We start from the raw sequence: 16,830 nt of genomic DNA on the forward strand, positions 1-16,830 counted from the left end.
AACGCATGACCGGAATCATCGAGCGCCCGGCGACGACCGGGCCGATCACCGCGCCGAACTGGGGACTCACCAAGTTCCTCGACCCACTGCGCGTTCCACCGGCGCTCCGGCCGCATTCCTGGCGCCACGACGCGATCACCATTCCGATGGTGACGAAGCACCAGCGGCTCCACTCACAATTGCCGCCGAGTACATTGTGGACGTACGCGGGACATTTCCCGGGTCCGACTATCGACGTGCGCACCGGCGAACAACTGCGGATTTCGTGGTCGAACGAAATCGACGGTGAGTTTCCGCTCGTCGCCGTTCAGGGCCCGGTGGCGGACGCGCCGGCGAGCCGGCCCGGCCGCGAGCTGGACCGGCCCGGCTACTCCGTCATCGACGGCGTCGCCGACCTGCCGGCGTGGACCGTGGTGCACCTGCACGGCGCCCGGACCAACGCGGGCAACGACGGCTGGGCGCACAACGCCGGCCTGAAGGGCACTTCGCAGCTGACGGAGTACCAGAACGCCCAGCCCGCGATGCCGCTCTGGTACCACGACCACGCGATGGCGATCACGCGCTTCAACGTGCACACCGGCCTCGCCGGGATGTACCTCATCCGCGACGACGAGGAGGACGCGCTCGACCTGCCGCACGGCGACCACGAGATCCCGCTGGTCATCACCGACCGCAACCTCGACACCGACCCGGCGACCGGCGCGCTCACCGGGCAGCTGCTGTTCAAGGTCCCGGTCGTCCCGAACGGCCCGATGATCCCGTTCACCGGCCCGTTCACCCTGGTCAACGGCGTCATCTGGCCGCACTTGGACGTCAACGCGCGGTGGTACCGCTTCCGGCTGCTCAACGCGGCCAACTCGCGGTTCTACACGCTGAACCTGGTCGACGAGGACAACCGGCCGGTGAACGACGCCGTCCGCCTGATCGGCACCGACGGCGGCCTGCTGCCGGTGCCCGCGGAACTGCCCGCGGCCGGCCTGACCGTCGCCCCGGCCGAGCGCTTCGACGTGCTGATCGACTTCAGCCGCTTCAAGGGCCGCAAGCTCAAGCTGCGCAACGCCGACCCGCGCCTCGGCACGGTCGAGCCGGACCTGATGGAGTTCCGGGTCGACGGCCGCGCGAAGCACGACCCGTTCCGGCTGCCGGCGACGATCTCGACGTCCTACACGCGGCTGGTGCACGGCTCGACGCTGCCGGAAGACCACGACCACGTCTGGGTCGCGCTGCTGCTCAACGCCGAGGGCCACCCCGAGATGTGGGACCTCGAGGAGCTGGACACGCCGGATCCCGGCGGCGAGGGGATCATCCAGCTCGCCGACCCGGCCGGCCCGCTGCGGACGTTCCGGATGATCGGGAAGATCTTCGACGACACCACCGGCATCTTCATCGACCACGACCGGTGGGCGGTGTGGAACATCCTGCACGTCGCGAACGGCGGGCCCGCGCACCCGATCCACATCCACCTGACGGAGTTCCAGGCGCTCTTCCGGCGGGCCTTCACCACGACGTTCGACCAGGCGGCGGCCCGGACGACCGCGCCGCTCGCCGGGTTCACCGACGTCCCGCTGGAGAAGTACGAAGAGGGCTGGAAGGACACGATCATCGTGAACCCCGGCCAGTGGGTGAGCGTGGCCGGGCGGTTCGGCGGTGGCACCGGCGAGTTCATGTACCACTGCCACATCCTCGACCACGAGGACGAAGGCATGATGCGGCCGTTCGTCGTGCACCCGCCGGAGGTGGCGAAGTTCCACGTCCACCCGGGCGGCGGCCACCACCACGACGGCTGAGCGGTCTGCCGCGGCTCTCGTGAGTGTTTAGGGCGGTTCTAACCGCCCTAAACACTCACGACAAGCCGCGGCAGAGTCAGGAAGTGGCGGCCGGGTGCACGCTGACCGTGGCGGCCTTGACCGACAGCGTCACCGCTGTGCCGGGTTCGAGGGCCAGCTCGGCCACCGCGGCCGGGGTGAGGTCGGCGGTGAGGCCGTGCACCCAGCCGTCGCCCTCGGCCCGGACGCGGATCACCGGCCCGTGCGGCTCCAGCGCGGCGACGACGGCGCCGGCGGTGTTGCGCGGGCTCCCCCGGTGCGCGCCGTCGCGGGAGTAGACGGCGACGGCGTTCGGCGGGAACACCGCGACCGCCGGCTCGCCCCGGACCACATCGGCTGCCGGGATGCCGGAGACGACGGCACCCGACGCCGTCCGCAGGCCGTCTTCGACCGCCGTGCCGGCGATCAGGTTGAGGCCGGCGATCCGCGCGGTGAACGCCGTTCGCGGGGCGGACAGCACGTCACGGGTCGGGCCGCGTTCGACGACGCGGCCGTCGTTCATCACCGCGACGTGGTCGGCGAGCGCGAGCGCGTCGAGCGGGTCGTGCGTGACCAGGACGGTCGTCGGCCCGGTCTTCAGCACCCGCCGCAGCAGGCCGCGGATCGCGGGCGCGGCGTCGACGTCGAGGGCGGCGAACGGCTCGTCGAGCAGCAGCAGGTCCGGCTTGGCGGCGAGCGCCCTGGCGATCGCGACGCGCTGGGCCTGCCCGCCGGACAGCTGGCCGGGACGCCGGCCGGCGAGCTCGACGGCGTCCACTTCGGCCAGCCAGTGGTGGGCGAGGTCGCGGGCGGCGCGGCGGCCGGTGCCGGTCGAGCGCGGCGAGAACGCGACGTTGTCCACGGCGGACAGGTGCGGGAAGAGCAGCGCGTCCTGCGAGAGCAGCCCGATGCCACGCCGGTGCGGCGCCAAGTCGGCCAGCGACCGCCCGGCCACGGTGATCTCCGCGGACCGCGGCGCGACCAGCCCGGCGAGGCAGCCGAGCACCGTCGACTTGCCGGAGCCGTTCGGGCCCAGCAGCGCCAGCACCGTCCCGGTGGGCACGTCGATGTCCACGTCGAGCTCGAACGAACCGCGGACGACCTCGATCCGGGCGGTCAGGCTCATCGCAGCCCGCCTTCCCACGAGCGCGGGCGCGCGACGGCGATCACGACGACCGCCACGACGATCAGCAGCAGCGCGAGCGCCACCGCGCTGTCGACGTCCACTTCGGCCTGCTGGTAGACCTCCAGCGGCAGCGTGCGGGTGACGTCTTCGAGGCTGCCGGCGAAGGTGATCGTCGCGCCGAACTCGCCGAGCGCGCGGGCGAAGCTGAGGACGACGCCGGAGCCGAGCGAGGGCAGCAGCAGCGGCAGGGTGACCCGGCGGAAAACGGTCCAGGGCCGCGCGCCGAGCGTCGCGGCGACCTGCTCGTAGCGGTCGCCGGAGCCGCGCAGCGCCCCTTCGAGGCTGACCACGAGGAACGGCATCGCGACGAACGTCTGCGCGATGACCACCGCGGTCGTGGTGAACGGCACCGACTCCCCGGTCAGCGTGGTGATCAGCATGCCGAGGAAGCCCTTGCGGCCGAGCAGGTAGAGCAGCGCGAGCCCGCCGACGACCGGGGGCAGCACCAGCGGCAGCAGCACGATCGAGCGCAGCAGGCGGACGCCGGCGAACCGGGCGCGGGCGAGCACGACGGCCAGCGGCACGCCGAGCAGCACGCAGGCCACAGTGGACAACGTGGCCGTGATCAGCGACAGCCGCAGCGCGTGCAGCGACGACGGCGTGACGATCAGCGCGGGGAACCGCGTGAGGTCGGAGCGCACCAGCAGCCCGACGACGGGGAGCACGACCAGCGCCAGCGCGAGCGTGGCGGGCACGGCGAGCACCCACGGAACCCGCGAACGGCCGGCCGGGGACTTCCCCGGCCGGCCGTTCACGAGGTGCTTACGCCGCAGGGCCGAACCCGACCTTCGTCAGCTCCGCCTTGCCCTCCGCGCCGAGCACGAACTCGTCGAACTCCTTGGCCAGTGCGCTCTGACCGCCCTTGACCACGGCGATCGGGTAGTTGTTGATCGCGCCGCTCGCCTCGGGGAAGTCGACCTTGTCGACCTTGCCCGCGGCGGACGTGGCGTCGGTCACGTAGACCAGGCCCGCGTCGGCGTCCCCGGACTGGACCTTGGCGAGCACCTGCTTGACGTCCTGCTCCTCGCTCTTCGGCTTGAGCGTGACGCCGGTGCTCGTCTCGACCTTCTTCGTCGCCGAGCCGCACGGCACCTGCGCGGCGCAGGTCACCACGGTCAGCCCGGCCTTGTTCAGGTCGGCGAACGTCTTGATGCCCTTGGGGTTGCCCGGGGCGACGGCGATGGCGAGCTTGTTCGTGGCGAACACGGTCGGCTGGCCGTCGATCACCCCGCCCTGCACGGCCTTGTCCATGTTGGCCTGGTCGGCGGAGGCGAAGACGTCGGCCTTCGCGCCGTTGGTCAGCTGCTGGACCAGACCGGACGAACCGGCGAAGCTGAACTTCACGGTGACGCCGGAGTGCGCGGCTTCGAACTCCTTGCCGAGCGCGGTGAACGACTCGGTGAGGGACGCGGCGGCGAACACGGTCAGCGTGCCGCCGGCCTCGCCGGCGCCCTTGGGCGCCGGCGCGCTGGCCGACGATCCGCCGGGCTGCGTGCTGGGCTCGTCCGAGCTGCTGCACGCGCCCGCGAACAGAGCGACGGCCGCAACGGCGAGAGCAAGCTTCTTCATCGACTTCCTTCCGGTGTCTCCACCACGACAGTGGTCGCCTTGACCACCGCGACCGCGAGCACCCCCGGGCGCAGGCCCAGCTCGCGTACGGCTTCCGTACTCATCAGGGACACCACACGGTGTGCCCCGCACTGCAGTTCCACCTGGGCCATCACCTTGTCGGCGACGACCTCGGTGACCAGCCCGACGAACTTGTTGCGGGCGGAGCGGCCGACCGAAGACGGGTCGTCGGGGCCACTCGCCTGGGCACGGGCGAACCCGGCCAGCTGGGCACCGTCCACGACCTTGCGGCCGGCGGCGTCGTCGGTGGCGGTCAGCTGGCCCGCGCGCACCCAGCGGCGGACCGTGTCGTCACTGACCCCGAGCAGGCGCGCGGCCTCGGACAACCGAAATTGCGGCATAGCGCAGACATTATCGCCGCAGTTGAGGAAAAGCTACGCGGGGCGCGAATTGTGCATGATCTCGGCGCGCAGCTGTTCCAGCATGACATTCTGATAACGCTCGATGACTTTTCGTTCGGCCGGTGAGAACTGCGCGAGGCTCTCGCGAAGCCCGTCGAAGGCTGACTGGAAGAGCGGCGCGTAGCGCTCGGCGGCCCCGGGCACGACCTCGACGAGGACCTTGCGCCGGTCCTCCGGGTCGCGGACGCGGCGGACCAGCCCGACCTTCTCCAGCCGGTCGATGACGCCCGTGACCGCGCCGGTCGACAGCCCGGTGAGCTCGGCGATCCGGCCCGCGGTGAGCGGCCCGGCCGCCTGTCCGACCAGGTCGAACGTCTTGTGGTCGGTACCGGACAGGCCCATCCGCTCGGCGATCCTGGCGTGCCGGAGTACGGTCAGCGTGCTGCTTTCGCGACCCAATTCCGCGAAGCGGAAGAGTTCCGCTTCGGGCACCGGGTACGGCTTTTCCGTCGTGCTCGACATCACGAGTCCTTCTCCCGGCGTGCCGACCGGGGTAGTTCGGCCGCTGAACCACTCACTCCGCAAAGTATCCTAGCGATCACCTCGCTTCGCGCGTTCCAGAGTTAGGCTGTGCGTAATGACGGCAGTGGATCTCGGGTTTCCTCGCGTCCCCGGTACACGAGGTTCGTCTCGTGTGCCCCGACCCGAGAACCCACGACTCATCGACACCTTCGGCCGGGTGGCCACCGATCTGCGGGTTTCCCTGACGGATCGGTGCAATCTGCGCTGCACCTACTGCATGCCCGCCGAGGGCCTCGACTGGATGCCGGGCGAGGAAGTTCTGACCGACGACGAGCTGGTCCGGCTGATGCGGATCGCCGTCGAGATGCTGGGCGTCACCGACATCCGGCTCACCGGCGGTGAACCGCTGCTGCGGCCGGGCCTCGAGGACCTCGTCGCGCGGATCACGGCGCTCGAGCCGCGGCCCCGGCTGTCCATGACCACCAACGGGATCGGCCTGGCCAAGCGCGCGAAGGACCTCGCGGCCGCCGGGCTGGCCCGGATCAACGTCTCGCTCGACACCGTCGACCCCGCGACCTTCCTCGCGATCACCCGGCGCGACCGGCTCTCGCACGTGCTGGCCGGCATGGCCGCCGCGCGTGACGCCGGGATGACACCGGTCAAGGTCAACGCCGTGCTGATGCGGGGCGTCAACGACACCGAAGCCGTGGCGCTGCTGAAGTTCTGCCTCGCCGAGGGCTACCACCTGCGGTTCATCGAGCAGATGCCGCTGGACGCCCAGCACGGCTGGAACCGCGGCGAAATGATCACCGCGTCGGAGATCCTCGGGATGCTGGGCACGGAGTTCTCGCTGAGCCCGTTCCCGGTGTCCCGCGGCGGGGCGCCGGCCGAACGCTGGCTGGTCGACGGCGGCCCGGGCGACGTCGGCGTGATCGCGTCGGTGACCCGGCCGTTCTGCGCCGCCTGCGAGCGGACCCGGCTGACCGCGGACGGCGCGGTGCGCTCCTGCCTGTTCAGCAACGACGAGACCGACCTGCGCGCCCTCGTGCGCGCGGGTGTGCGCGACGAAGAAGTGGCGGACGCCTGGCGGGCGACAATGTGGGGGAAGCTCGCGGGGCACGAGATCAACGACGCCGGGTTCGCACAGCCGATCCGGCCGATGAGCGCGATCGGCGGCTGAGATGACGACCCTGACCATCGTGGTCCGGTACTTCGCCGCGGCGCGCGCCGCGGCCGGTGAAGAAGAGGAGAAGGTGCAGCTGCCTTCGACCGCTTCGGTCGCCGACGCCGTGGCCGAGCTGCGCCGCCTCCACCCGGAGCGGCTGCCGCGGGTCCTGGAGGCCGTCAGCTACCTGCTCGACGGCATCGCGGTCCGCGACCTCACCCGCCGCCTCAAGGACGGCGCCGAGCTGGACGTCCTCCCGCCCTTCGCCGGCGGCTGACCTTCTCCTCTACATGAGGGCGCCGTCCCGCGTGCTGCCCCGCTGATCCCGCGTCGCTCCTATAGATAGGTGCGCCGGCCCTCCGCGTACGCGAACCGCCCGGCCGGGCGGGCCACTTCCCCTCCCCCGATAACCGCCGACCGCTCGGGTACGGCAGCCGACCGCTCGCCGACGCGGGTCCGGCGCCCCGGCGTGGCACCCCACCGCGGCCGGGCGTTCGCGGGACGCTGAATCCGCGGTCGATCCCACTCCGTCCGGTGACCCGTCTCGCCTGGTCGGACACGGTCCGTCGCCCCCGCCGGCACCCGCCGCCCGGACGGACGCCTCCGACCGTGCTCGCAAACCCCTCGAACAGGTGGGGCCGGAGTTACTCATGGGGCACCAGAGGCCACTGTCAAGTCTGGCGAACCACCGGGGGACTCCATAAGATGCGCCCCCCATTCGTGAACCGGGCGGCCCGAAAGGGCCATTCACTGCGCAAAACACGTGATGCAAGCCTCACGATCCGTGCTTTGTCTCGGCAAGGAAACGGACAGATAACGGCCCGCTGACCTGCGTAGACACGCACATCGACGGGGGTTGCGTGCCGTTACTGTGACGTAGGTCACGCCCCGAATAATTTCCGATCACGGTCATCGTTACGTACCGTCGCTAATCGGCTGGCCCCGACCAGTCACGCAACACCGGGAATCCGTAGCGCCTAGCCCTGTCCGACGGATCCCCGGACCCATACCCCGAGCGAAAGCATTTCCGGACAGGGACGAGGGGACGAGGACGACGCGTCGTGCGTCGGAGCCGTCTGCCGGCCTGAGAGGGCCGGCGCCAGGACCCCGATCCTGACCCTCAGCACAAGTCTCGTAGGCGCAGGGAAGCCTGAGAAGCATTCAGATGTCTTACCGAGGCAAGCACCGCAAGATGTCCGCTGCCACCCGCACCGTCGCTCGCGTCGCCATCGCGGGCATCGCGGTCGGCGCCCCCCTCGCGATCGCCGCGACCCCCGCGTCGGCGACGAACTGGGACGCGATCGCGCAGTGTGAGAGCGGCGGCAACTGGAGCATCAACACCGGCAACGGCTACTACGGCGGCCTGCAGTTCACGCAGAGCACCTGGAAGGCCTACGGCGGCACCGGCAGCGCCCAGGGCGCGTCGCGTGACCAGCAGATCGCCGTGGCCGAGCGCGTTCTACAGGGCCAGGGCATCGGCGCCTGGCCGGTCTGCGGCAAGAAGGGCGGCGGCGGTTCGTCGACGGCCCCGCGGACCGCGAAGACCACCACGCCCAAGAAGGTGACTCCCAAGAAGAGCACCCCGGTGGCCCCGAAGCAGGCCGCGGCCCCCAAGCAGGCCGCAGCCCCGTCGGCGACCGGCGTGAGCAGCTCGAACCCGGCCGGTGACTACACCGTCGTGGCGGGCGACACGCTGTCCAAGATCGCCAAGCAGTTCAGCGTCACCGGCGGCTACCAGAAGCTGCAGGACCTGAACGCGAAGTACATCCCGAACGCGGACATGATCCTCGTCGGGCAGAAGATCGCCACCAAGTGACGATCGCGCAGTGATGCGCAGGTCCGGCCTCGAGCCGTGACATCGGGAACCCTCCACCGCCAATCCCCCGGGCGGTGGAGGGTTCTTGTCATTCGCCTCGGACCCGGCGCGCTTGCGCGAGCTGCAGCCGCTCGCCGCGGCGCAGCAGGTCGATGATGAACACCAGTTCTTCCGCGGAGTACCGCTCGAGCAGCTCACGCCCGGCCCGTTCGACCGGTGCGTAGACCTCCTCCAGCAGGTCCACCGCGTGCGGAGTCAGCTCCACCACCGCCCGGCGCCGATCTTCGGCGTCGGTTTTTCGCGTCAGGTGCCCGGCGTGGATCAGCCGCTGGATCGCCGTCGTCGTCGCGGCCGGGCTCAGGCCGGCCGCCGTGGCCAGCCCGCCGGCCGTCAGCGTGCCCGCCGTCATGACCAGGCCGATGATCCGCAGATCCGTCCGGTTGACGCCGAACGCCGCCGCCGCGGCCTCGTCGACCAGGTCGTCGGCCGCGCCGAAGTCGGCCGCGGCGTGGGTGGCCTCGGCGATCAGCTCGGCCCGGGACGGCAGTTGTTTCGACACTCGAAAGAGTCTACCTTGACGGAGAACTCCTTCGATCGTCGAAAGGTTTGCTCTCGTGACGACCCTCCCCGGCTGGCTGCGGCCCGCCAACCGGCTCATCCGCCTGCTGACGCGGGCCGGGCTGCCCCTCGGCACCATCCACGTCCTGACGGTCCCGGGCCGCCGCTCGGGTGCGCCGCGGGCCACGCCGGTCTCCCCGCTCACCGTCGGCGGCCACCGCTACGTCATCGCCGGCCTGCCGGAGTCCGACTGGGCGCGCAACGTCCGCGCCGCGGGCCGCGGTGAGCTCGCGCGCGGCCGCCGCCGGCAGCCGGTGACGCTCACCGAGGTCACCGACCCCGGCCTGCGCCGCGAGGTCGTGCGCGCTTTCCCGCGCGAGGTCCCGCACGGGGTGCCGATGTTCGTCAAGCTGGGCATCGTCACGAAGGCGGACCCGGACGAGTTCGCCGCGGCGGCCGACCGGGTCGCGGTCTTCCGGATCGCTCCCGTGGCGGGCTGACCCACGTCAGGGCGAGTTGACCCACTCGTCCGTGCCGTCGGTGAAGTGCTGGTGCTTCCAGACCGGGAGCCGGGCCTTGACCTCGTCCACCAGCTCCGCGCACGCCGTGAACGCCTGGCCGCGGTGCTCGGCCGCCACCGCGATCGCCAGCGCGACGTCGCCGATCGTCAGCGCGCCGATGCGGTGGCTGACCGCGACCGCCCGGACGCCGGTCCAGCGGGCCGACAGGTCGGCCACGACGTCCGCGATGACCTGGCTCGCGCTCGGGTGACCCTCGTAGGTCAGGTCGCGCACGCCCTTGCCGCCGTCGTGGTCGCGGACCACGCCGGCGAACGTCACCACCGCGCCCGCGGCGTCGTCCTCGACCAGGCGGGCGTGCTCCTCGACCGAGAGCGGCTCCGAGGCCACCAGCGCCCGCGCGACGCGGACCGCCGGGCCCGTGGGGACCGCGCGCGGGTGGTCGCCGCCGGCCAGCTGGTCGACGGCGTGGTCCAGGATGCCGTCGAGGACACCCAAACCGTCCTTGACGCCGCCGCTGGAGCCCGGGAGGTTCACGACGAGGGTCCTCCCCGCAACCCCGGCCACACCGCGTGAGAGGACCGCTGAGGGCACCTTGGGCAGGCCCGCCGCGCGGATCGCGTCCGCGACGCCCGGCAGCTCGTGGTCCAGGACCGCCTTCGTGACGTCCGGGGTGCGATCGGTCGGGGAGATCCCGGTGCCGCCGGTGGTGAGCACGACGGCCACGCCGTCGGCCAGCGCGGCCCGCAGCGCCACCCCGACCGGGTCGCCGTCCTCGACCACGACCGGCGCCGGGACGTCGTACCCGCGATCGGCCAGCCAGGCGGCGATCACCGGGCCGGTCTTGTCCTCGTAGATCCCCTTCGCGGCGCGGTTGGACGCCACGATCACCCGCGCAGTGCGCTTCACGGCCGCTCCCAGGTCCCGGTCTTGCCGCCGTCCTTGCGGAGCAGGCGGACCTCGTCCAGCGTCGCCGCCGGATCGACGGCCTTGATCATGTCGTGCACGGTCAGCCCGGCCACGGCCACCGCGGTCAGCGCCTCCATCTCGACGCCGGTGACGTCGGTGGTCTTGGCGGTCGCGCGGATCCGGACCTCGGCCTCGCCCAGCTCGAACTCGACCTTGACCCCGGACAACGCGATCTGGTGGCACAGCGGGATCAGCTCGGGCACCCGCTTGGCGCCCATGATCCCGGCGATCCGCGCGGTGGCCAGGGCGTCACCCTTCGGGAGGCCGTCGGTGGCGAGCAGCCGGAGCACCTCGGCGGTGGTCCGCACGGTGCCGGCCGCGAGCGCGGTGCGCGCGGAAGCGGTCTTGCCGGAGACGTCGACCATCCGGGCGGCGCCGGTCTCGTCGACGTGGCTGAGTTCACTCACCAGCCGAGGCTACTTTCCGCCGGTGCCCGGCGAAGAGCAGGTGACCGGTTTCGCACCGGCGCCGCGAGCTGGGGGTCCCGGGCGCCGGTGCTCGCCGGTTGGTCTCTTGGGCCGGCCAAGAGCCTAAGGCGCGCGGAACACCGCCGTCGTCCGTCCGGGGACGGATTCGAAGATCAGCCGAAATGGTGACTCAGCGCTCGGCGCGGACGGCCTTGCGCACCGCCTCGGCGACCGCGGGCGCCACCGCGCTGTCGAACACGCTCGGCACGATGAACGACGCGTTGAGCTTGCCGTTGTCGACGACGTCGGCGATCGCGTCGGACGCGGCCAGCAGCATGTCGTCGTCGATGTTGTTGGCGTGCGCGTCGAGCAGGCCGCGGAAGACGCCCGGGAAGGCCAGCACGTTGTTGATCTGGTTCGGGAAGTCGCTGCGGCCGGTCGCGACGACGGCGGCGTGCTGCTGCGCCTCGAGCGGGTCGATCTCCGGGTCCGGGTTGGCCAGCGCGAAGACGACCGCGTCGTCCTTCATGGTCGCGACCTGCTCGGCGCCGAACAGGTTGGGCGCCGAGACGCCGATGAAGACGTCCGCGCCGACCAGGGCCTCGTGCAGGGTGCCGCTGACCTGCTCGGCGTTGGTGTGCGACGCGATCCAGGTCAGGTTGTCGTCGAGGTTGCCGCGCGCGGAGTGGACGATGCCGTCGATGTCCGCGGCGACGATGTCGCCCGGGTTCTTGCGCAGCAGCAGCCGGATGATCGCCGAGCCGGCCGCGCCGACGCCGCTGACCACGATCTTGCAGTCCTCGATGTTCTTCTTGACCACGCGCAGGGCGTTGCGCAGCGCGGCGACGACCACGATCGCGGTGCCGTGCTGGTCGTCGTGGAACACCGGGATGTCGAGCTGCTCGCGCAGCCGCTTCTCGATCTCGAAGCAGCGCGGCGCGGCGATGTCCTCGAGGTTGATGCCCGCGTAGACCGGCGCGAGCGCCTTGACGATCATGATGATCTCTTCGGTGTCCTGGGTGTCCAGGCAGACCGGCCAGGCGTCGACGTCGGCGAACTTCTTGAACAGCGCCGCCTTGCCCTCCATCACCGGCAGCGCCGCGGCGGGGCCGATGTTGCCCAGGCCGAGCACGGCGGAACCGTCGGTGACCACCGCGACGGTGTTGCGCTTGATGGTCAGCCGCCGCGCGTCCTCGGGGTTCGCCGCGATCGCCTGGCAGACGCGCGCGACGCCCGGGGTGTAGGCGCGGGAGAGGTCGTCACGGTTGCGGAGCGCGACCTTGGGGGTGACCTCGATCTTGCCGCCGAGGTGGATCAGGAACGTCCGGTCGGAGACCTTGCGGACCTTGACGCCGGGCAGCGAGTCGAGCGTCTGGGTGATGTCGTTCGCGTGGTTCTCCGACAGCGCGTTGGCGCTGATGTCGACCACGATCGAGTCGGAGTGGGACTCCACGACGTCGAACGCGGTCAGCACGCCACCGACGCGCCCGACGGCGGTGGTGAGGTCACCGGCCGCGCTGGACGAGGCCGGGGCCTCGACCCGGACGGTGATCGAATATCCGGGACCGGGAACCGGCATGGCTTACTCCCACGTGGGAAAGAGGGCTTGGGACGGGAGCGAACCTACTCCCGTGACCGCCCTCACGAGGCCCCGATACCGGTACTGACCAGTAACTATGCGATCAGCGGTTGATCTCGGTCTCGGGGTGCACGTAGGGCACCGTGTCGAGCGGGAACGTGAGGTCCCCGAACGGCGACAGCGCGCCCTGGCGGTCCGACGCCAGTTCGGTCACGGGGTGCTCACCGGCCTCGCCCGGCCAGGTCGGGTCGACACCCTTGTGCTTCTTCTCGCCCTTGGCCACAACGTCCTCCCACACAGCCGTCCTTGTTCTCGGGGACAGTCTGCCCGAGACGAGGCGAGCTCGGCCAACCGCCCGGTACCCTGGTCCTTCTATGCCCGCGACCTCCTTGGCGGACTGGCTGCGTGCGGAGCCCGACGCCGCACTCGCAGAGCTGCTCCGCACGCGTCGCGACTTGTCGACGCCGCCGCCCTCCGACAGCACGGTGCTGGCCACCCGCGCCGGCACCCCGGGCTCGGTCGCGCGTGCCTGCGAAGACCTCGACACCGTCACACTGGCCGTGCTCGAAGCGTGCCTGCTGACCGGCGCGGACCGCGACCCCGTGCCGGTCGAAGACGTCGCGAAGCTGGTCGGCGCCGACATCGCGGCGCCGTTGACCCGGCTCCGCGCGCGGGCGCTGGTCTGGGGCTCGGACGACGCGCTGCGCGTGCCGCCCGCGGTCCGGGAGGCGCTCGGGCCGTTCCCGGCCGGGCTGGGCACGCCGTCGCCGGCACTGGCCGGCGAAGACCTCGAGGCGCGGCTGGCCGAGCTGTCCGACGATGAACGCGGCGTGCTGAACGCGCTGGCCGCGGGCCCGCCGATCGGCCGCACCCGCGACGCGGGGATCGACCTCACGCTGAAGAAGGCCGAAACGCCGGTGCAGAAGCTGCTCGCCCGCGGGCTGCTCCTGCGGCGCGACGACCAGACCGTCGAGCTGCCGATGGAGCTCGGGGTCGCGGTGCGCGGCGGGGTGTTCGGACCGGGCACGCTCACCGAGCCCGAGCTGCCGGTGCACCCGCACCGGGCGTCCACTCTGGACGAAGCCGCGGCCGGTGAGGCGATGGAGTTCCTGCGCCACACCGAATCCCTGCTGCGCGGGTGGTCGGCGGCGCCGCCCCCGGTGCTCAAGTCGGGCGGCCTCGGCGTGCGCGAGCTGAAGAAGCTGGCCAAGGACCTCGAGATCGACGAGACGCAGGCGACGCTGCTGGCCGAGCTGGCCGTCGGGGCCGGGCTCGTGGCGGACAGCGAGGCGAGCGTGCCCGAATGGGTGCCGACGACGCTGACCGACTCCTGGCTCGCGTCACCGACCGCGCAGCGCTGGATGACGCTCGCGCAGGCGTGGCTCGAGCTGCCGCGGCTGCCCGGGCTCGCCGGCGGCCGCGACGCCAAGGACAAGCCGGTCGCGCCGCTGTCCGAAGAGCTCCGGCGGCCGCTGGCGCCGGTCGCGCGCCGCCGCGTGCTGGCCACGCTGGCCGGTCTGCCCGAGGGCGCCGGGGTGAAGAGCGTCGACGAGCTGGTCGCGGTGCTCGCCTGGCGGGCCCCCCGCCGTGGCGGGCGGCTGCGTGACGAGACGGTGCGCTGGACCATGGCCGAGGCGAGCGCGCTCGGCCTGATCGGGCTCGGCGGCGTCACGACGGCGACGCGGGCGCTGCTGGCCGACGACCGCCCGGCCGCCGTCGAGGCGATCCTGGACGCGCTGCCCGCGCCGGTGAACCACGTGCTGCTCCAGGCCGACCTGACGGTGGTCGCGCCGGGGCCGCTGGAGCCGGAGCTGGCCACCGAGATGGACGCGGTCGCCGACATCGAGTCGGCCGGCCACGCGACGGTCTACCGGATCACCGAGGGCTCGGTCCGGCGCGCGCTCGACACCGGCCGGACGGCCGACGAGCTGCACGCGCTGTTCAAGGCGAAGTCCGCGACGCCGGTGCCGCAGGGCCTGAGCTACCTGGTCGACGACGTCGCGCGGCGGCACGGGCGGCTGCGCGGCGGGGTCGCGGCGTCGTTCCTGCGGTGCGACGACGAGGCGCTGCTGGCCGAGGTGCTCGCCCACCCGATCGCCGCGGAGCACGACCTGCGGCTGATCGCGCCGACCGTCGTGATCAGCCCGGATCCCCTGCACGAGGTCCTGACCGGCCTGCGCGGCGCCGGGTTCGCCCCGGCCGCGGAGGGCCCGGACGGCCGGGTCGTCGACATCCGCCCCGGCGGCAGGCGGCTGCCGGCGAAGGCCCGCGCGCCCCGGCGCAACCCGGGCGAGCAGGCGGTGCTGACCGAGGACCAGGCGGAGCGGATCGTCTCCAACCTGCGCGCGGGCGACGCGGCCTCGGCGCGGCGCCGGGGTTCGACGGTCAAGGCGCCGGGCGGTGGCGGCGCGGACACGTCGGCGACGCTGGAGCTGCTGTCCCGGGCCACGCTCGAACGCCGTGAGGTCTGGATCGGCTTCGTCGACTCGCGCGGCACCGCCAGCCAGCGCGTCGTCCGCCCGATCCGCGTCGGCGGCGGGATCCTCGAAGGCGACAACAACGAGCGCTACTCCCTGCACCGCATCACCTCGGCGGCGCTGGTCGAGGACTGATCACCCGCGATCCGGTGAATCGGCACCGGACTGCGCGCCGACGTGGTAAGCCTGGGTCCTTCGGAAGTCAGGGGAGGGACCATGAAGCGAGGAACACGCGTGACCGCGGTGGCCGCGGCGGTGGTGGTGAGCGGGCTGGGGTTCGCCGGGCCGGCGAGCGCCGTCGGACCGCCGGTCTACACGAAGTACGCGGTCGTGGGCACCACGCACGTCGCGAAGCCGGACGCGAACGTCAAGCTCGGGCCGGGGACGGTCGAGATGTACACCGACATCGGCCCGTACACCTACTACGGGACGTTCACGCTGCCGCCGGCGCGGGTCACGAGCGGCGCGGTCAGCGCCACGGTGACGCTCGGCCCGGCCCGGATCGAGGGCTCTTCGTTCGGCGGGTTCACGGGCACCGCGACCTGGCCCGTGCGCGTCTCGGACGTCACGGTCGGCGGCGCCCCGTACGACGTCGGCCCCGCGTGCGGCACCGCCCAGCCGGTGACGACGGAGATCACGTCGGCCGACTTCACGCTCTCGACCGGCGGGCACCTGAAGTCGACCTACACGATCGGCACCTTCGCGAACTGCGGTCCGGGGACGGCCCCGGTCAACGCGGCGGTCCCGGGGCCCGGCAACACACTGGCCCTGACCCTCACGCCCTGAGCCTGCCGCAGCTTGTCGTGAGTGGTCAGGGCGGTTCTAACCGCCCTAACCACTCACGACGGGTGTGGCGCAGGCCGGGTTACAGGGCCCGCAGGCCCGCCAGGACGCGTTCCATGAAGTCGCGGGACGAGCGGTCGCCCAGGATCAGCTCGGTGTGGTGGACCAGCACCAGCCCGATGTCGGCCATGTCCCCGACCAGCACCTTCACCACGCCCAGCGGCAGCCGCAGGTGCGCGGCGATCTCCGCGATCGACCGCGTGTCGAGGCACAGGTCGCAGATCCGGCGGTGCTCGACCGACCGGACACCGCGGTAGCGGCGGCCGTCGTCGGACGTCGAGACCAGGGCCTCGAGCGCCAGGTTGTGGTCGGACCGGGTGCGGCCACCGGTGCGGGTGTACGGGCGCACCCGCGAGCCGGCCGAAGCCACCGGGACCGGGCTCGCCACGCGTGCGGCGGGCTCGTTCCAGGGGGCCGGTTCGTCGTAGCCGTAGGGCTCGGGCGGCTGCGGGATCCAGCGGGTCTCCGGGTCCGGCGGCGGCGTCCAGCCGGCGCGCGGGTCGACCGGCGGGGCCCACGACGGCGCGGGCGCCTGGGCCCGGGGCCGGGACGCGGGTGGCCGCGGGGCCGGCGGCCGGGGTGCGGGCGGACGCGGGGCCGGAGCGCGGCCCGCGCCACGCGGCGGCGTCCAGGTCTCCACCGGCGGCGGCTCCGGCTCATAGCGCGGCTCGTCACGCCATTCCGGCCGGCCGGCGGCGTGCCCGCCGTCGTCGTAACCGGAGTGGTAGCCGGTGTCGTAACCGTCGTCTTGGTAATCGTCGTCTTCGTAGCCGTCGTCGGGGGTCGCGACCGCCGAGGGGCCCCATTCGCGGGTGTCCTCGTCGGTGTAGCCCTGCGGGTCCGGCCGCGGCTGCGGAGGCGGCGGCGTCTGCCGCTTCCGGCGCGGCATGATCGTCGACAACGTCGACATGTCGAACTTGCTCGGCGAATCGAAACCCTCGCGCTCGGTGCCGCGGTGCAGTGCGTCCCAGCCGGTGGAGTCCGGATCGTCGAATCCCGAAATCCTCATCGTGTC

General features: G+C 72.2%; 18 protein-coding genes. 7 read left to right on the top strand and 11 right to left on the bottom strand.

Annotation, left to right across the window (positions count from 1 at the left end; genetic code table 11):
- Positions 1–5 precede the first annotated feature (5 nt).
- Positions 6–1,787, top strand: a complete 1,782-nt coding sequence (locus OHS58_RS32450) for a multicopper oxidase family protein (protein ID WP_328645030.1) — start codon at positions 6–8, stop codon at positions 1,785–1,787.
- A gap of 76 nt (positions 1,788–1,863) precedes the next feature.
- Here the strand turns inward: OHS58_RS32450 and OHS58_RS32455 are convergent, their stop codons facing one another.
- Genes OHS58_RS32455 through OHS58_RS32475 form a run of 5 tightly spaced genes read right to left on the bottom strand, consistent with a single transcriptional unit; the run spans position 1,864 to position 5,483 of the window.
- Positions 1,864–2,931 (bottom strand): sulfate/molybdate ABC transporter ATP-binding protein, encoded by a 1,068-nt coding sequence (locus OHS58_RS32455; protein WP_328645031.1) that lies wholly within the window; start codon positions 2,929–2,931, stop codon positions 1,864–1,866.
- Positions 2,928–3,695 (bottom strand): ABC transporter permease, encoded by a 768-nt coding sequence (locus OHS58_RS32460; RefSeq protein ID WP_326957272.1) that lies wholly within the window; start codon positions 3,693–3,695, stop codon positions 2,928–2,930. Before OHS58_RS32460 ends, OHS58_RS32455 begins: the two co-directional genes overlap by 4 nt.
- A 58-nt stretch (positions 3,696–3,753) precedes the next feature.
- The gene (gene modA, locus OHS58_RS32465) at positions 3,754–4,560 is read right to left on the bottom strand and encodes a molybdate ABC transporter substrate-binding protein (protein ID WP_328645032.1); all 807 of its coding nucleotides are present in this window, start codon (positions 4,558–4,560) and stop codon (positions 3,754–3,756) included.
- Entirely contained in the window at positions 4,557–4,961 is a 405-nt protein-coding gene (locus OHS58_RS32470; RefSeq protein WP_326957268.1) for a TOBE domain-containing protein, read from the bottom strand. Before OHS58_RS32470 ends, modA begins: the two co-directional genes overlap by 4 nt.
- A gap of 33 nt (positions 4,962–4,994) precedes the next feature.
- Positions 4,995–5,483, bottom strand: coding sequence for a MarR family winged helix-turn-helix transcriptional regulator (locus tag OHS58_RS32475; protein ID WP_247058507.1), 489 nt, complete (start codon positions 5,481–5,483; stop codon positions 4,995–4,997).
- 172 nt (positions 5,484–5,655) lie between these two features.
- Here OHS58_RS32475 and moaA point away from each other — a divergent pair, with 172 nt between their 5' ends.
- From moaA to OHS58_RS32490, 3 genes are all read left to right on the top strand, one after another.
- On the top strand, positions 5,656–6,663 hold the full coding sequence (gene moaA, locus OHS58_RS32480; protein WP_328645033.1) for a GTP 3',8-cyclase MoaA: 1,008 nt from the start codon (positions 5,656–5,658) through the stop codon (positions 6,661–6,663).
- Position 6,664: 1 nt separating this feature from the next.
- On the top strand, positions 6,665–6,925 hold the full coding sequence (locus tag OHS58_RS32485; RefSeq protein WP_328645034.1) for a MoaD/ThiS family protein: 261 nt from the start codon (positions 6,665–6,667) through the stop codon (positions 6,923–6,925).
- 888 nt (positions 6,926–7,813) lie between these two features.
- Positions 7,814–8,464 (top strand): LysM peptidoglycan-binding domain-containing protein, encoded by a 651-nt coding sequence (locus OHS58_RS32490; RefSeq protein ID WP_305879360.1) that lies wholly within the window; start codon positions 7,814–7,816, stop codon positions 8,462–8,464.
- Between the two features lie 88 nt (positions 8,465–8,552).
- Here OHS58_RS32490 and OHS58_RS32495 read toward each other — a convergent pair whose 3' ends face one another.
- Positions 8,553–9,023, bottom strand: a complete 471-nt coding sequence (locus OHS58_RS32495; RefSeq protein ID WP_328645035.1) for a MarR family winged helix-turn-helix transcriptional regulator — start codon at positions 9,021–9,023, stop codon at positions 8,553–8,555.
- 55 nt (positions 9,024–9,078) lie between these two features.
- On the opposite strand from OHS58_RS32495, the gene OHS58_RS32500 reads away from it, so the two are divergent.
- Positions 9,079–9,522 carry a nitroreductase/quinone reductase family protein gene (locus OHS58_RS32500; RefSeq protein ID WP_328645036.1) on the top strand — a complete coding sequence of 148 codons (444 nt, stop codon included), beginning with the start codon at positions 9,079–9,081 and terminating at the stop codon, positions 9,520–9,522.
- Positions 9,523–9,528: 6 nt separating this feature from the next.
- Here OHS58_RS32500 and OHS58_RS32505 read toward each other — a convergent pair whose 3' ends face one another.
- From OHS58_RS32505 to OHS58_RS32520, 4 genes are all read right to left on the bottom strand, one after another.
- On the bottom strand, positions 9,529–10,449 hold the full coding sequence (locus tag OHS58_RS32505) for a molybdenum cofactor biosynthesis protein MoaE (RefSeq protein ID WP_326944713.1): 921 nt from the start codon (positions 10,447–10,449) through the stop codon (positions 9,529–9,531).
- On the bottom strand, positions 10,446–10,916 hold the full coding sequence (gene moaC, locus OHS58_RS32510; RefSeq protein WP_247058521.1) for a cyclic pyranopterin monophosphate synthase MoaC: 471 nt from the start codon (positions 10,914–10,916) through the stop codon (positions 10,446–10,448). Before moaC ends, OHS58_RS32505 begins: the two co-directional genes overlap by 4 nt.
- A 190-nt stretch (positions 10,917–11,106) precedes the next feature.
- Positions 11,107–12,495, bottom strand: coding sequence for an NAD-dependent malic enzyme (locus OHS58_RS32515; RefSeq protein WP_247058523.1), 1,389 nt, complete (start codon positions 12,493–12,495; stop codon positions 11,107–11,109).
- A gap of 103 nt (positions 12,496–12,598) precedes the next feature.
- Positions 12,599–12,778 carry a hypothetical protein gene (locus tag OHS58_RS32520; RefSeq protein WP_247058525.1) on the bottom strand — a complete coding sequence of 60 codons (180 nt, stop codon included), beginning with the start codon at positions 12,776–12,778 and terminating at the stop codon, positions 12,599–12,601.
- A 91-nt stretch (positions 12,779–12,869) separates the two neighbouring features.
- On the opposite strand from OHS58_RS32520, the gene OHS58_RS32525 reads away from it, so the two are divergent.
- Positions 12,870–15,107, top strand: coding sequence for a helicase-associated domain-containing protein (locus OHS58_RS32525; protein ID WP_328645037.1), 2,238 nt, complete (start codon positions 12,870–12,872; stop codon positions 15,105–15,107).
- Positions 15,108–15,188: 81 nt separating this feature from the next.
- Positions 15,189–15,758 (top strand): hypothetical protein, encoded by a 570-nt coding sequence (locus tag OHS58_RS32530; protein ID WP_328645038.1) that lies wholly within the window; start codon positions 15,189–15,191, stop codon positions 15,756–15,758.
- Positions 15,759–15,837: 79 nt separating this feature from the next.
- On the opposite strand, the gene OHS58_RS32535 is transcribed toward OHS58_RS32530, so the two are convergent.
- On the bottom strand, positions 15,838–16,824 hold the full coding sequence (locus OHS58_RS32535; RefSeq protein ID WP_328645039.1) for a DUF742 domain-containing protein: 987 nt from the start codon (positions 16,822–16,824) through the stop codon (positions 15,838–15,840).
- Between the last annotated feature and the right edge of the window lie 6 nt (positions 16,825–16,830).

Origin of the sequence: Amycolatopsis sp. NBC_00348 (assembly GCF_036114655.1) — a bacterium.
Lineage (GTDB): Bacteria > Actinomycetota > Actinomycetes > Mycobacteriales > Pseudonocardiaceae > Amycolatopsis.